This is a genomic window from Pseudalkalibacillus sp. Hm43 (genome assembly GCF_054170705.1).
This window is the reverse complement of record NZ_CM135129.1, coordinates 3,304,949-3,319,713: the sequence shown is the minus strand read 5'-3', so window position 1 is coordinate 3,319,713 and position 14,765 is coordinate 3,304,949. Positions and strand designations below refer to the sequence as shown.

General features: G+C 44.0%; 20 protein-coding genes and 1 riboswitch. Of the genes, 6 read left to right on the top strand and 14 right to left on the bottom strand.

Annotated elements, in window-relative coordinates:
* Positions 1-47: 47 nt before the first annotated feature.
* Positions 48-836: an alpha/beta hydrolase family protein gene (locus ACXQIQ_RS17245; protein WP_439301153.1), complete on the bottom strand. Its 789-nt coding sequence runs from the start codon at positions 834-836 to the stop codon at positions 48-50.
* An 87-nt stretch (positions 837-923) separates the two neighbouring features.
* Here ACXQIQ_RS17245 and ACXQIQ_RS17240 point away from each other — a divergent pair, with 87 nt between their 5' ends.
* From ACXQIQ_RS17240 to ACXQIQ_RS17230, 3 genes are read left to right on the top strand one after another with little or no spacing between them, the layout of a single operon-like run.
* Positions 924-1,928 carry an ABC transporter substrate-binding protein gene (locus tag ACXQIQ_RS17240; protein ID WP_439301154.1) on the top strand — a complete coding sequence of 335 codons (1,005 nt, stop codon included), beginning with the start codon at positions 924-926 and terminating at the stop codon, positions 1,926-1,928.
* 15 nt (positions 1,929-1,943) lie between these two features.
* A complete protein-coding gene (locus ACXQIQ_RS17235) occupies positions 1,944-2,717 on the top strand; it encodes an ABC transporter ATP-binding protein (protein WP_439301155.1) in 774 nt (257 codons plus the stop codon).
* Positions 2,701-3,498, top strand: a complete 798-nt coding sequence (locus tag ACXQIQ_RS17230; protein WP_439301156.1) for an ABC transporter permease — start codon at positions 2,701-2,703, stop codon at positions 3,496-3,498. The genes ACXQIQ_RS17235 and ACXQIQ_RS17230 overlap by 17 nt, the downstream gene beginning before the upstream one ends.
* Here ACXQIQ_RS17230 and ytkD read toward each other — a convergent pair.
* The 4 genes from ytkD to ACXQIQ_RS17210 all read right to left on the bottom strand — a co-directional run bounded on the left by ytkD (position 3,495) and on the right by ACXQIQ_RS17210 (position 6,068).
* Complete coding sequence (gene ytkD / locus ACXQIQ_RS17225; protein ID WP_439301157.1) at positions 3,495-3,980, bottom strand: RNA deprotection pyrophosphohydrolase; 486 nt, start codon at positions 3,978-3,980, stop codon at positions 3,495-3,497. The genes ACXQIQ_RS17230 and ytkD overlap by 4 nt on opposite strands.
* A gap of 270 nt (positions 3,981-4,250) precedes the next feature.
* Positions 4,251-4,874, bottom strand: coding sequence for a hypothetical protein (locus tag ACXQIQ_RS17220; RefSeq protein ID WP_439301158.1), 624 nt, complete (start codon positions 4,872-4,874; stop codon positions 4,251-4,253).
* Positions 4,875-5,216: 342 nt separating this feature from the next.
* A complete protein-coding gene (locus ACXQIQ_RS17215; RefSeq protein WP_439301159.1) occupies positions 5,217-5,705 on the bottom strand; it encodes a hypothetical protein in 489 nt (162 codons plus the stop codon).
* A gap of 102 nt (positions 5,706-5,807) precedes the next feature.
* Positions 5,808-6,068 (bottom strand): holin, encoded by a 261-nt coding sequence (locus ACXQIQ_RS17210; protein ID WP_439301987.1) that lies wholly within the window; start codon positions 6,066-6,068, stop codon positions 5,808-5,810.
* Positions 6,069-6,546: 478 nt separating this feature from the next.
* Here ACXQIQ_RS17210 and ACXQIQ_RS17205 point away from each other — a divergent pair, with 478 nt between their 5' ends.
* The gene (locus ACXQIQ_RS17205; RefSeq protein WP_439301160.1) at positions 6,547-6,759 is read left to right on the top strand and encodes a hypothetical protein; all 213 of its coding nucleotides are present in this window, start codon (positions 6,547-6,549) and stop codon (positions 6,757-6,759) included.
* Positions 6,760-6,813: 54 nt separating this feature from the next.
* On the opposite strand, the gene abbA is transcribed toward ACXQIQ_RS17205, so the two are convergent.
* The 8 genes from abbA to ACXQIQ_RS17165 all read right to left on the bottom strand — a co-directional run bounded on the left by abbA (position 6,814) and on the right by ACXQIQ_RS17165 (position 12,624).
* Entirely contained in the window at positions 6,814-7,011 is a 198-nt protein-coding gene (gene abbA / locus ACXQIQ_RS17200; RefSeq protein ID WP_439301161.1) for an antirepressor AbbA, read from the bottom strand.
* Positions 7,012-7,296: 285 nt separating this feature from the next.
* The gene (locus ACXQIQ_RS17195; RefSeq protein WP_439301162.1) at positions 7,297-7,482 is read right to left on the bottom strand and encodes a hypothetical protein; all 186 of its coding nucleotides are present in this window, start codon (positions 7,480-7,482) and stop codon (positions 7,297-7,299) included.
* Positions 7,483-7,537: 55 nt separating this feature from the next.
* Positions 7,538-7,628, bottom strand: a riboswitch (cyclic di-GMP riboswitch).
* A 91-nt stretch (positions 7,629-7,719) separates the two neighbouring features.
* A complete protein-coding gene (locus tag ACXQIQ_RS17190; RefSeq protein WP_439301163.1) occupies positions 7,720-8,550 on the bottom strand; it encodes an SDR family NAD(P)-dependent oxidoreductase in 831 nt (276 codons plus the stop codon).
* 11 nt (positions 8,551-8,561) lie between these two features.
* Positions 8,562-8,921, bottom strand: coding sequence for a MaoC/PaaZ C-terminal domain-containing protein (locus ACXQIQ_RS17185; RefSeq protein ID WP_439301164.1), 360 nt, complete (start codon positions 8,919-8,921; stop codon positions 8,562-8,564).
* Positions 8,918-9,349, bottom strand: coding sequence for a hypothetical protein (locus ACXQIQ_RS17180; RefSeq protein ID WP_439301165.1), 432 nt, complete (start codon positions 9,347-9,349; stop codon positions 8,918-8,920). The genes ACXQIQ_RS17185 and ACXQIQ_RS17180 overlap by 4 nt, the downstream gene beginning before the upstream one ends.
* Position 9,350: 1 nt before the next feature.
* A complete protein-coding gene (locus tag ACXQIQ_RS17175) occupies positions 9,351-10,499 on the bottom strand; it encodes a thiolase family protein (protein WP_439301988.1) in 1,149 nt (382 codons plus the stop codon).
* Positions 10,499-11,962: an AMP-binding protein gene (locus ACXQIQ_RS17170; protein WP_439301166.1), complete on the bottom strand. Its 1,464-nt coding sequence runs from the start codon at positions 11,960-11,962 to the stop codon at positions 10,499-10,501. Before ACXQIQ_RS17170 ends, ACXQIQ_RS17175 begins: the two co-directional genes overlap by 1 nt.
* Before the next feature lie 89 nt (positions 11,963-12,051).
* Positions 12,052-12,624 (bottom strand): biotin transporter BioY, encoded by a 573-nt coding sequence (locus tag ACXQIQ_RS17165; protein WP_439301167.1) that lies wholly within the window; start codon positions 12,622-12,624, stop codon positions 12,052-12,054.
* A 123-nt stretch (positions 12,625-12,747) separates the two neighbouring features.
* Between ACXQIQ_RS17165 and ACXQIQ_RS17160 the strand changes: the two genes are divergently transcribed.
* Positions 12,748-13,353, top strand: a complete 606-nt coding sequence (locus tag ACXQIQ_RS17160; RefSeq protein ID WP_439301168.1) for a DNA-3-methyladenine glycosylase — start codon at positions 12,748-12,750, stop codon at positions 13,351-13,353.
* Between the two features lie 101 nt (positions 13,354-13,454).
* A complete protein-coding gene (locus tag ACXQIQ_RS17155) occupies positions 13,455-13,943 on the top strand; it encodes a hypothetical protein (protein WP_439301169.1) in 489 nt (162 codons plus the stop codon).
* A gap of 42 nt (positions 13,944-13,985) precedes the next feature.
* Here ACXQIQ_RS17155 and ACXQIQ_RS17150 read toward each other — a convergent pair whose 3' ends face one another.
* Complete coding sequence (locus ACXQIQ_RS17150) at positions 13,986-14,660, bottom strand: hypothetical protein (RefSeq protein WP_439301170.1); 675 nt, start codon at positions 14,658-14,660, stop codon at positions 13,986-13,988.
* Between the last annotated feature and the right edge of the window lie 105 nt (positions 14,661-14,765).

The following is a 14,765-nucleotide window of genomic DNA, read 5'->3' as shown; positions in this document are numbered from 1 at the left end:
TCCTCATAAAGAAAAAACTCATCCGAAGATGAGTTTTTTTCACGGCTTTATTTTTGTTTTTTCATCCAGGTACATAAGTCCCGGGTCACTTGAAGCTTTTTAGCCGGGGTGAAATGGTGGTCGTCCTTAATGTACCACGTCTCAAACTGCTTACCCTGTTTAGCCAACTCTTTTTCCAAAAGGTAAGCGTGCTCAATCGTAACATTTTGATCGTATACACCGTGGATGATCAATACAGGCGCATCGAACCCGCCCACCAGATGAAGCGGGGAGCGCCACTCATACCGTTCCGGGTACTTGTAAACGGAACCGCCGACCACTCGCTTCAACATCTTCCGCAAGCCCTTCCGCTCCTCATACGTGAGCTTCATGTCGGAAACGCCGCCCCACACGACAACAGAACGAACCAGGTCTACGCAATAGCCCGCTGTGAATAGTGCCATTGCTCCTCCACGGGAAAATCCGAACACATGCATTGACGTTTCATCCACTGCTGGTAGCTCTTTCAAGACTTGCAGTGCTGAAAACGCATCATGCCGGTCTTCTCCACAAAAATCCTCCTGTCCCTCGCCACCTTCATTCCCGCGATAATGAGGTGCGAACACCACAAAGCCCTGCGAGGCAAACTGGATGATACGAGCTACCCGCACCTTTCCGACCTGTTTGATCCCGCCTCTCAAATATAAAAGACCAGGTAACAAATCTTCAGAAGCCGGTACTGCAAGCAATCCTTTCACACGAAGTCCCTGGCTCCGATATGTAACGACATACAATTTTATATCAGGATGCGGCGATGGGTATCGCTGCATTTTTTCCACTAAATCAGACGTAAACATGGCCACACCTCTAGCTCAAATTAGGCGAACACACATTGACTGGTCCCTTCATAGACTATTTCATCTATAGTTTGTGGAGGGATACCAATGTTTAAAAAAATAAGACGTCATATCGCAGGAGCAGCTTCTGTCATACTAGCATTCACCTTACTAGCAGCTGGATGCTCTGACAGTTCTACAAACGACAAAGTACGGGTCGCTGAAGTGACACGCTCGATCTTCTATGCTCCTCAATATGTCGCCATTGAAAAGGGCTTTTTTGAAGAGGAAGGTATTGAGCTTGAGCTGACAACGACGTGGGGCGGAGATAAAACGATGACAGCCTTGTTGTCGGATGGAGCGGACATCGCCCTCGTCGGATCAGAGACGACCATCTATGTCTATGCCCAAGGTACGAACGACCCTGTCATCAACTTCGCACAGCTGACCCAAACGGATGGAACGTTCCTCGTCGCCCGTGAAAAACCTGAAACGTTCTCTTGGGATCAATTGAAGGGCAGCACTTTCCTTGGTCAACGGAAAGGCGGAATGCCACAAATGGCCGGTGAATTCGGATTGAAAAAGCACGGCATCGATCCTCATAAAGACTTGAATCTGATCCAAAACATCGAATTCGCGAACATTGCCAACTCATTCGCCTCTGGTACAGGAGATTATGTACAATTGTTCGAACCGACCGCCAGCTTGTTCGAGCAGCAAGGCATCGGTCACATCGTCGCATCATTCGGGAAAGAGTCTGGGAAAATCCCGTACACGACATTCATGTCCAAACAGAGCTACTTGAAAGAAAATGAAGACGTCATCGAACGGTTCACTCGTGCTTTATATAAAGCGCAGCAATGGGTCGATAGTCATTCAGCTAAAGAAATTGCTGAAGTCATCGAGCCTTATTTCGATGATACATCGATCGAATTGATTGAAACTGTAACTCAACGATACAAAGAACAACACAGTTATGCAACGAATCCGATCCTCGATGTAGAAGAATGGAACAACTTGCAGACGATTATGGATGAAGCCGGTGAGCTTCCGAAACAAGTCGACCATGACATACTCGTGAACACGGATATTGCAGAGCGAGTGGCTAAGTAAGAGGAGGAGATTCGGTTGGCATTCTTAACTGTCGATCAACTGACACACGCCTACTTCTCTACTCAATCCGTCACAACGGCACTGGAAAACATCTCGCTTCAAATCGAGGAAGGGGAATTCGTCTCCTTCCTCGGTCCGAGCGGTTGCGGCAAGACAACACTGCTCTCATTAATTGCAGGCCTACTGACCCCGACGATTGGATCAGTAAAAATCCAGAACGAAAATGTCCAAAAAGCCCACAATCAGATCGGTTATATGTTTCAACAGGATTACCTTTTTCCGTGGCGGACGATTGAAGAGAACATCTTCATCGGTCTAAAAATCCAGCACAAACTCAATAAGATGAGTAAAACATTTGCACTCGATCTGCTCGAGCAGCTGAACTTGGAGCATACACGGACGAAATATCCTCATGAGTTATCCGGAGGTATGCGGCAGCGGATCGCGCTTGTCCGTACGTTAGCGACCCAGCCGGTATTATTATTGTTAGATGAACCCTTCTCCGCACTCGATTATCAGACGAAGCTGAAACTGGAGAATCTCGTATTCAATACCTTGAAAGAGCACCAAAAGACAGCTCTTCTCGTCACCCATGATATCGGGGAATCGATTGCGATGTCTGATCGGGTCATCGTATTGTCCGCCAATCCGGGCAGGATTAAATCGATTCATACGATGCCAAGTGAACTACAAAGGATGGAACCATTTGAAGTAAGGAATCATGAGGATTACAAACACATCTTCCAGACGATCTGGGAGGAGTTGAACGAACTTGAAGTCGAAAATTGAGATTGCATATGATCAATTCATCCATCGAGAAAGACGAACGAAAAGACACGTCTTATTGACTCAATTTCTAATCTTCGTCCTATTTGTCGGGTTATGGGAATTGGCTTCGACTCAGAACTGGATCAATCCGTTATTGTTCAGTTCACCGAGCCGGATATCGGAACTTTTCATTACTAAAATTGGGGATGGGACACTGCTCGTCCATATAGCAGCTACAACAGGGGAAACGTTGGCCAGTTTCGTGATTGCAACGATTTTCGGCACAGCCTGCGCGGCAATTCTCTGGTGGGTACCCTTTGTGTCAAAAGTATCGGACCCTTACCTTGTCGTCTTGAACGCTATGCCGAAGGTCGCGTTAGGTCCGATCCTTATTGTCGCGCTTGGACCAGGGTACATTTCCATCATTGCGATGGGCGTACTCATATCATTCGTTATCACGACGCTAGTCGTTTATGCTGCTTTTCACGAAACCGATCAGAATTACATTAAAGTCATTGAAACATTCGGTGGAGATAAAAAGCAAGTGTTTCAAGAGGTCACTTTACCTGCAGCAATCCCTACCATTATTTCAACACTGAAAGTCAATGTCGGCTTGTCTTGGGTCGGCGTAATCGTAGGGGAATTCCTCGTCTCGAAAAAAGGGTTAGGATACATGATCATTTATGGATTCCAAGTGTTCAACTTCACGCTTGTACTGCTCAGTCTGTTCATCATTGCAATCCTGGCTACATTCATGTATACCGGAGTGGGAATGCTTGAAAACCGTTGGCGTAAGCGTTAAAAAGTCGTAATGTCGTTTCTCAGGATATATTCCAAACTGCGCTCCAACACCTGGTCTTTCATCATGAAGCTGAAACGCTTGTCAGTACTGATGGTAGCCGGAAGTTCATTTAATAGTAAAGGTCCATTCGTTTCAAAGTAATGGGCCTTTAATTTCAATTTTTCAATGGTCGCGAAATAGATGTTCTTGATGATCGTTCCACCTTTACCATTTACGCGATACTGACCTAAGTAGACCAAGTCGTCGACTGTTGCACCTGTTTCTTCATATACTTCGCGAACAGCTGCAACCTCCGCTGTTTCTCCCTCTTCCACTTTCCCACCTGGGAATTCAATGCCTCTTCTCGGATGTTCTGTCAGTAGCCATTGTCCTTTGAAGCGGCAAATGACCCAGACGTGCTTCGGTAGAGGAGAATATGGATGATCAGTGAAGGATAATTCAACTGTGTTTTTATAATAATCTTCGAACGTATAATAGCTCATCGTCAAAACTCCAATTTTATCTCTGTCCTCGTTCAATTCCTTATGCTTTATTCTACATGAACTTCATGAAAAAAACATTTGAAGACCACTGATGATTCGCAAAACTTTTTATTGCAGTAAAGGAGTGAATTTCCGTAAGAGTCACTCTCTCAAACAAAACGAAAGACTCTTCCTATTTAACATTTTGTACCACACTTAACGTCATGTAGCAACATATGCTAAACAAGAAAAGCCATTCGGTCATGTTTCGTTTATCCTAAGCACAAAGCATCATTTGACGTCCACTGACTGGATGATCCACTGATCGTTTTGTTTCGTGAAGGACAGTTGTATCACATAAGTGCCATAAAGGTCCGTCTGATTCTTCTGGTTCAGTTGATAGTTTTGCTCGTCAAGCTGAATCAACTGAGCAGGTTCCCCTTTCATGACCCATGGCGGTAATTCTGTCGGGATGATGTATAATCCATCTGCTTTTTCCTCGTACAAGCCATCCACATAATAAGTTGCAATTTCTTTCGAAGCGTACTGACCAAGATGATCAACCAATTGCGCTTTAGAATCAAATTCTGTCACTTTATAGTCCTCATTTGTCGGTTGAACGGCTTCTTGCATGAATGTATCTGCAAGTTGGACGAAGTCTCCTTTGTCAGGATTTGCTGTATCAGTTTCTTTTGAAGCGGTTACCGTTTTCACCTGTTCTTGCCGATCGACTTCAGAACGGTTCAGTGTACTGGCAAACACCTCTTTATTGTTGAGTTCAATAGGAGCTTTTGAAAATGATTTCTTAGGAAGATCCGTACTCGTATAATGATTGGACTGTGTATGCCCGCCGACCCAAAAGAGACTGATAGCGACAACGACCCCTATGATGAGTGGAAATAGACCTTTCTTCATTACCCGAACTCCCCTTTGCTTGATTAAGTATATGTTTCCTATTATTATTCTGAACTAGTTTTAGTATTGGTATACCTGTTTCGTTTAAGGTTAAAACATGAGTTCAGCATCGTACTCTTTTATAAATTCCATATGTGAGAATTCAACCCTGCTCAGATTTCCTTTTTATGCCATATGGACTATGGAATTCGTTCGTCAAATTTTTCACCCTATCACCTGTTTTGTAGAACAACGATCGTTTTAGAAGAATAATGTTCGTTTTTGACGATAATGAAAACTTGGCAAAGGTCTATCTTTTTACGAAAAATAAAAATCATCACCTATCACTCAAGGCAATGATTCTTATCCACTCTTCAATTCTCTTATGATGTTTTCACATTTCAAGGTAAAATCTTCAAACCCTAAACGGTCCACTCGGAAGATCGGTGATTCGACCTTTGCATGTGTATCAAGTCTTTCAAATTGGCGATAAACCTCTATTAATTGATCTGCTAGAGTTGAATCCAGCTTTGCGATATCGTATTTCACATTATCCCATTCCTCGAGTTGGAAGAGGTATGTTTCCATCCAAATCTTCTCGTCACCCTGTATCTCATGTGTTCCTAGTTCTAAGAAATCCTGAAGGCTTCCACCGTTCTTCGTATCTTTCCGTAAATATAATTTCAAATTATCCTGCAATTCCTGAAGCAATGCAGTTTTCGCGAGTTCTCTGGCTTTAAGTTGGTTTTCTCGTGCCTCTAGTTTGACTTTCAACTTTTGCCGTAAATAGACAGCTGCGAAAGTAGTCAGTACGCTGACGACCATGGACACGATGAAGAATGTCCATTCCATTTTAATTACCTCCAGCTTGTACTTCCCTACTCTATTATATGAAAGTTGAGAGAAACGAACTCTATTTCGTCACTATTCTTGCACCCATTTTTCTAGAAAAAATCACCTATGTTTCGTACCCACGCGGTATTTACCTACTTCATAAAGTCCCGTCGCAGCCAATCCAGCCATCGTCCCTGCCCATGTTCGCAATGTCCAATCGAGGTCGGTAAGCGGGAACGCCAGCAACCCGACAACCAGCCCGATCATCAGACTGATAATGTTGATGAACCTTTTCGGAATCAGAAATGTCCGTTTCGCCACTTCCGTCAAACCGGTGACAAGAGGAGTCATAACAGACGCAAACATCAACACTTGTTCCATCATATTCATTTCCCCCTAATCATTTGTCATCTCCATAATAATTCCATACCCGCTCTCATAAAGCCTTTAAAACTCAGTTAAATAGGCTGTTTGATGCAGTTCATGTAAAAAAGGTTCATTTCTTCTTACTTTATGAATAAGAAATAGCAAAAATGTTTTCATGCAGAGATCGATTTTTTCTCGGGATGGGGTTTTGTTGAAGGAGTTATGAGTATTTCCCATAAAAATCGGGTTATTTCCAATAAAAATGAGAAATTATAGATCAGATTTTCGATTTTCCCATAAAAATCAAAAATTATAGACCAGATTGAGAAATTATAGACCAGTTTCGGAATTTATAAGCCAAATTCCGAAATTGTAATCCAAATTCGGAATTTATAAACCAGAATAGACCAGATTCACAAAGAGACATGAATACTTCTCGTCCATAATTGAAAGAATGAGTTTAACCGAGAAAATTAGTTATAGGAGTGTAAACATGAATAAGGAATACGATCATTACTTAATCCTCTTAGAAAATCAGAAATTGAATTGGTGGGGATACGCGCGCAGAGTCCCGACAGAATTCCGTCCACCGAACTACACCAATTACTGGTCGTATTTACGCACACGTAATACGGCTTCCAAACGTTATATTAAAGAGGCTGAATGGCGTATGGAAGCTCGCAGAAAAGGATTATTGGACAACTGACCTACACGAGATAAAAAAAGGGATGTCTCCTCATCAGAGACATCCTTCGTATTTTTATACTCCAGCTTTATGTAATCGTAGTAACAAATGATTCAACTGTCGAATGCGGTTTTCTTCACAGTTCTTTTGTCCTGTTTCAATATCGGTTAGCTCACAGCTTACTAATTCAGATGCATATCTTTGCTTCAACACGACATCCAGTAACAATTCCTTATCTTCCTCTGTCAATTTCACTCTGGTTAATGTCTCCATAACCATCCCCCTTTAAAAGTCCTTAAAGATATTATAACTGTATAGAAATCATGTAGGAAGGGGTTTTCCGAAATTCTTCGAGGCTCTAAATATTGGAAACGAACAAAACCTTTACTATATAAGGAATACTCGTCTTTTTCATTTTCAGAATATTTTTGGATTTTTTTCGGCTTCCGAAATAAACATTATTTTCCAAAAACATAAATCGACAAAGTTCGTTAAAATACCTTTCTCCACAACGAAAAAAGCTTACCATAAAGGTAAGCTCACCGAACATTCATTATGTTAAATCTGATGGTGAATGGACATCAAGTATACCCAAAGAATCGTGCTGAAAAGAATTCCGATGTTGAAAAGGACATTCATTAGACGATCGGAAATGCCTTTAAACAAGAAGCGGACGAAAAACAGGACGATCGAGTATACGATGATGAAAGAAGACATAGGTACAAAGAGCTGATAAAAGGTCATTCGATTTGTCACACCTTTATCGACCCTATCCCATAAATCGAAGGTGTTCATCGTTTCCGGTAGCTGGCTGACTTATTGTCCTAACACACAACTTAGTCCCTAAAGCTTTGCGTCCTCACTTTTCAGCGAGTTTGCCATTATCTAACGATTTACAAGACACGATCAGATTTCTGATTCTAGTTCAATGATACTATAATCGACGAAATCTGTCAGTATTTACTAAGTTTTTCATTCGTTTTACTTAGAAAAAGCACGAAAAATAGCTTGATTTGTCAAATCGTCTGATTCTCCAGTGATCATCTCATGCTTTGGCGGTAGCCATCTCCCAATTTTATGACCATTGACGGAGTATATTGTCCCGGTTTCGGGTTGTTGCTCAAGAATCACAGAAAGCAATTTCGCTACATCGTCAGGCGATCCCATTTTCCATTCATCCGGCAACGGCACGCCTTTTTCATCCGCTTTTTTCTGCAGCATATCGATGACGGGCTTCGTCATTTCCGTTTCCGCAACTGGAGCGATCGCATAGACCGAAATCCCGAACCGTTCCAATTCTTTCGCCAACGTATAGGTCATGCCGTTGATGCCTGATTTCGCTGCACTGTAATTGAGCTGCCCAGGTAATCCTTCCATACCGGATTTGGAAGTCATATTGACGATTGTTCCACCTTCATCCTTCTCTCTCATCGCAAGTACAGCATGTTTCGTACACGCGTATGTGCCGCGCAGATGGGTTTCAATGACTTCGTTCCACTCTTGTTCCGTCATCTTGTAAGAGATCCGATCCCTAACGACGCCTGCATTATTGACGAGCACATCGATCCGTCCAAACTTGTCCACCGTTTCGTCTATGATTCTCTTGCAGCTTTCTTCATCTGAAACAGATGCACATATCCCATGAATCCTGTCGTGAATCTTTTTCAATTCCGTAACGGTATTAGCTATACGTTCTTGATCCCGTCCATTAATGACGACCGTAGCTCCTCGTCGCGCCAGTAATTCAGCCATACTTCTTCCGATACCTTTGGTCGAACCAGTAATGACGACCACTTGATTCTCTATATTCATAGCTTAACCCCCTATCGTGATGTCGTGGAGGCGGTCCCTTTCATAACGATGTGACCACCTTTTAATGTCAAAGTGAACTGTATATTCTCTTGATCAAATGTCTCGAATTCCAACCTATAAGATTCTCCCGTAAAAACCGGTGCCTGGAACCGGACAGAAATGTCATGGATGAACTTGCCTTGCGCTGCAAACCTTCTACAATATCCTCCGACACGCGCCATCACCAGCATGCCGTGCACGGGACAGGATTCGAAACCCATCTTTTTCGCGTCCGTGACAGAAGTATGAATGGGATTATGATCACCACTGACATCTGCATAATCCGAAATGTCTTGATCTGTGAAATGTAGTTCATGTGATGTGGTACTCATCCCTGTCCCTCCACTTCTGCCTTGAACATGGCCCTCGTTTTACAGGTGAAAATTACTTCATCAGCATTTTCATCTTCATATCCTGTCAGGTCATGCTCCACCCAAATGACGGTCCCTAGTTTGCCACTCTTTTCTTCGATCTTCACAAGTTCAATTTGTCCGATATATTCTTTTTCCGTTAAAAGCGGTTTGTCATAGTGGAAGGATTGTTCGCCATGTACAAGTGGTCCAATCCCTTCCAACCAGGGCATGTCCACCCTTTGCCAGTAGATGATCGGATACGTTACAGGTACGATTTGATGACCGCCAAGTTCGGCTAAAGGCGAATCTCCCACAACGTCCGCGAAGTGTTCGGCTTCTTCTCGTGTTACAACGATTTTGAATGGCTCTGTTTTCAAGCCGACTTCCAGCTGTTCGATGTGATTCATCCTATCCCTCCGTTTTTTCAACGAGTGTGGCCAATCCTAAGCCGCCACCGATTCCGAGTGTGACCAACCCTCGCTGCGCTTCGCCAAACTTCATTTCATGGAACATTCGGGTCATGAGGATTGCACCGGACGCACCATATGGATGGCCGAGAGCAAGCGCTCCTCCCCCGACATTCATGATTTCTTCTCGGATTCCTAACGCACGGGTGGATGCGAGCACTTGTGACGCGAATGCCTCATTGAACTCTACTAAATCAATATCTTCAATAGAGAGTTCTTGTCTGTTCAGCAGCTTTTCAACGGCTGGTATCGGACCGATTCCAAGCAGGTTCGGATCCACTCCTGCGGAACACGCATCGATAAAGCGTACTGTTGGTTTGAGTCCTAGTTCTTCGCATGCTTGTTTAGAAGCAAGTAGAACGATTGCTGCTCCGTCGTTCACGGGACACGCATTGCCTGCTGTGACAGTGCCATCTGCTCTGAACACGGGCTTTAACCGGCTTAATTTTTCGAGAGACGTATTCTCTCTCGGACACTCATCCATATCAATATCGCCAATCGGTACGATTTCTTGACGGAATCGCCCTGACTTCTGAGAGGCGACCGCTTTTTCGTGACTATGCAAGGCAAAACGATCTTGATCTTCACGCGTCACGTCGTAATGTTGTGCGACGTTTTCCGCTGCGACTCCCATGTCCGGGTCACCAATATCATCAGGTGAAAAGCGAGCCCGTCCAAACGGTTTCGGGCCGGTGGGATCATGGAGGTTTGTCGGCTTCTCCATCTTCCATGGAGCCAGACTGGTACTCTCTACTCCTCCTGCTAAAACGAGGTCCGCTCCACCCGCTTGGATGAGTCTAGCACCAAGATTGATCGCTTCCTGACCGGATCCACATTGCCGATCGATCGTGACGCCAGGCACTTCCACAGGCAAGCCCGCTGTCAAACTAGAGAGCCTGGCCAAATTCCCTCCCGGACCGACAACATTGCCAAGAATCACTTCATCGATTTTATGAGGAGGGATCTCACATGCTTCTACAACAGTACGGATGAGGGTCGCTGCCATTTCCTCTGGACGTACGGTTCGTAAAACGCCACCGATTTTTCCGATTGGTGTACGCTTTGCTTCAACGATATAAACCTCATTCATCATCTAATCCCCCCTTGAACGAATTGTTCAACCAACTGATTCCTTGCGATTTTTTGGCTCACTGTGTATGGAAACACTTTTACAGTGACATACTCTTTCGGACACTTGTACTTTGGTAAAAGGTCTCTGCAAATCTGTCTGACCTCTTCATCATTTCCTGCAAAACCAGATTGCCATTGAACGAATGCGACGATTTTTTCACCCCAGTACGTGTCCGGTATGCCGACAACCACCACTTCTTGAATGGAAGGGCACGTTAAGATGATCCGTTCGACCTCTTCGGGAAAAACATTCAGCCCTCCGGTGATGATCATTTGATTCGCGCGTCCGACAAGATAGATGAAGCCGTCTTCATCCATCCGTGCCATGTCACCGACCGTCGCCCAATCTCCCTTCCGTACTTCCTCGGTTTTTTCCGGTAGATTCAGATACTGTTCGAAGATCATGTCACTCTTCACATACAGCATGCCAACTTCCCCTCGTTGGACTTCCTCGAACTGTTCATTTCGAATCGAAACCTCCACACCTGTAAAAGGTCTGCCGACAGAGTCAGACTTTTTCTCCGCGTCTTTCTGATGAAGAATGGAGACAAAACTGAGCTCAGATGCACCGTAAAACTCGATGCACTCTGCGTTGGAGAATGTTTCCTCGACTTTGCCCCTCCGCTTGGCGTTCCATTTGGAGCCAGATGAGATGATGCAGTCCACCCAGTTCCACGCTTCAAACGATTCGCTCAACAAGGACTCAAGCATCGTCGGTACGACATATACAATCGTTTTTACCGATGGATGGATTCGACTTGCGACGCCTGTCGCTGAATAACGATCTAAGATGGAAACGGTCGCGCCACTCGCGAGCGCATGGACCGTTCCATACAAGAACAACGAATGGACGAGTGATCCGGTGATGACGACCTCATCCCCTTGCGCCACTGTATATTCATGATCGGTATGATCGAAACTTTCTGTCCAGGAGTGCTGCGTTCTTAGAAACCCTTTAGGTTTTCCGGATGTCCCAGACGTATAGCCGAGATAAAAGAGGGATTCAGGGGACGCTACTGGTAGCGCTCTTTTTTCATAGGAAACGTTTCGGGCATTGGGAGTAACGATTTCGCCCTCCCACAGCTCCTTCACTTTTTCCTCCGAAATGTCTGTTACGAGTACGTCAGGTTCACTATCTATTAAAATATCCCGCACTTTGTCAGAAGGTAGTTTCGGGTCAATCGGGACAGCGGTCCAGCCGATTGAGACTGCCGCTAAAAAGTATGTAAGGAAATCCGGACTGTTTTTAGAAAAATAGATGGCAAGCCTCCCGGATGAAAAAGGAGCTCTCGAATAAATGTGGTTCGCCGCTTTTTCAGTTTCCAGAACCAGCTCCCCATACATCCATTCACCTGCTTCAGTCTGGACGGCGACTGCCATAGGATGAAGTTGTGCTTGTCGTTTAATCCGATCGAATATCATGGTGGATTCACCCTGCCTCTTTTATGTGTAAAAAGAAAGAGGCTTGTCTAAATCGACGAAACCTCTTTCTTAAGCGTATCATATGCACATTATGCAGCAACATTTTTACTTTGGTTTTGCTTTTGGATGACTGGGTTTCTACGCTTCATCTTCACGATGACGAATGCTGCAATGATCGTCTTGATGATATCACCAGGAATGTAGGCGATCGCTGATAATGCGGCTGTTTTTAAAGGTAGATCGAGAACAAATGCGGTAACTGGAATGCCCGCTGCATAGACAAGGATAATTCCTCCAAGGATATTGAACAGCAACACTTTCCAATACTTCAGTTTGTTCCAAGATTTCTCAACAAGGTAACCGATGACGAACGCCGCAACCGGCCAGCTCAGAATATAACCTGCACTCGGTCCAACCAATTCATCAATTCCACCGCGCATACCGGAAAGGACCGGTGCTCCAGCAATGATCAGTCCAATAAATACGAGTAAGCTCAGTCCTCCAAGACGTGCACCTAGTAAACCTCCAGCTAGCATTACGCCTAACGTTTGTGCTGTAATAGGGACAGGTGATCCCGGAACTGGAATCGGTGGTACAAGACCTAGTGCAGCAACAACCGCAGCAAACATGGCTGCATAAACTAGTGTATACGTTTTCTTCATCCTTCTTCACTTCCCCATTCTTGTTGAATTCAAAAGTTATGTCCAAGACTATTATGAAAGATGCCGGGAATTGTGTCAACTTAAAAATAGTTATGGTTAACAGTTTTAGAGGTGATGGTACAGATGATGGTGACAAAGCATTTTTTTACACAGGACACACTTACATTGGCGCGTGAACTGCTCGGAATGGAGTTGATCCACAATACTCCAAAAGGCGTCCTCTCCGGTAAAATCGTTGAAGTGGAAGCATACAAAGGACCTGAGGATAAAGCAGCCCATTCTTATGGAGGCCGACGAACGACTCGTACCGAAGTCATGTACGGTCCACCTGGGCATGTATATATGTTCCTCATTTACGGGATGCACCATTGCTTCAATATCGTAACAGGACCCGTGAGTAAGCCGGAAGCAATTCTGATTCGCGGTTTGGAGCCGACGGAAGGTACCGACCGCATGTTGAACAATCGGTATGGAACGAAGGAAAGGTATACGAATACGCAAATTCGTAATCTATCAAATGGTCCTGGAAAATTGTCTCGGGCAATGGGCTTCGATATGAGTCATTATGGCCTACCTTTGATAGGATCGGAAATCACTTTGAGAGATTATAAGCAGATACCCGACTCAGAAGTCGAGGTCGGACCACGCATCAATATTGATTACGCAGAGGAACATGTTGGTTTGCCTTACCGCTTTTCAATCAAAAGTAATCCCTATGTTTCTAAATAAAGGGGAACTTGTCCATATCAATTCTATCAATGAATCATAAGATAAAAAGAGTATATGTCCATATGCTGTTTACACTTTAATTGCATGAAAGGATTGATAGAATGTACGATTCATGGTTCCAACCCTTTAGGGATCGAGTGTCTCCAGTAAGGAACAATGGAAGAAACAATGTTAGTAACAACCGGCAAAACAGGAGAGCAGCCAATGCCCAAAATGGCAATGATCTACCACAGGAAAGTTTGACAAGTAATTTATCACGAACAGTGCGAGTTTATGAACAACAAGCATTTCAGGTCTGTGCGTTTACAACTGGAAATCCGGATGATAAGCCTTCAAAGGTGATCGTAACGCTCGGAAATCCTGAAGATCGACATGATTTTGACCTATTCATCTCGGAAAGAGGGACATTGGTTCCAGTCGAGTTTGATGAAAATGGTGTTTTCGTTTATGAAGAACCGATCTTGAACACGTGTGCACTTTTGTACATCACGTTCAAAGCACAGGGCCATTACTTGTTTGAACTTGATCTAGTGCTGGATCGAGGCAACATCCCTCTCGCAAATCTGATTCAAGATATAACAGCTATTTAATGTACACATAGAAAAGAACGGGGCATGGAGCCCCGTTCTGTTTTAATGTGATGGATTCAGTTCTTTCAATTCCAATTCATTTTCCGATTGTAAGCTCTTCTCTTTCGAGCTTGTCGAGATAAGTCCAAGCATTTGTGCCACTTTCTTTTTCCGATTCGTATAGCGGAAGAGCGTAATCAAATACCAGAAGGCGATGATCGTTGCTGTTTTCAGTACGGTTTCGAAGTTGAACGTCAGGTTCTCGAAGTCGATGACATTCAAGATATAGGCCGCTGCAACACCTAACAGGAACGCCGCAACCCACACACCAGGTCTTAGATCGCGATAGCCTCTATGTAACGTCTGGATGAAGGACGATAACAGCTTCAATTCGGTCTGATTATATTGATGCAGACGGTTTTTCGTAAACTTCAAATCCGGCACGATTCCGTTTGAGCGTTTTTTATCCGTCAGATGTTTGAAGAACAATTCAAAATCTATGAAACTCGAAAGACTGTTCTCAATTTTCCGATGCATATAGTTGTGATACATATACCACAAGTAGAGCTTTTCTGCCGTTCGAAGGACAGCATAAAGTAGGATAGTGACAAGCGCGAATTGTACCCAAAAATTTTCTAAGAAGAAATCTAAATAGGCCCAAATCGCCATAACAAGTGTTTTCAGCTTTGTCACGAACAACGTTGCCACGAGCAAGATGAGATCTGTCACTTTTTCCACAAGTATTGCCTCCTGTTTTCCTGTTAGCTCCATCATATCATTTTTTCCGAGTGAACATGACAATCATTTACATAATTACAGAAAATTTTCCCGTCAATCGACTTG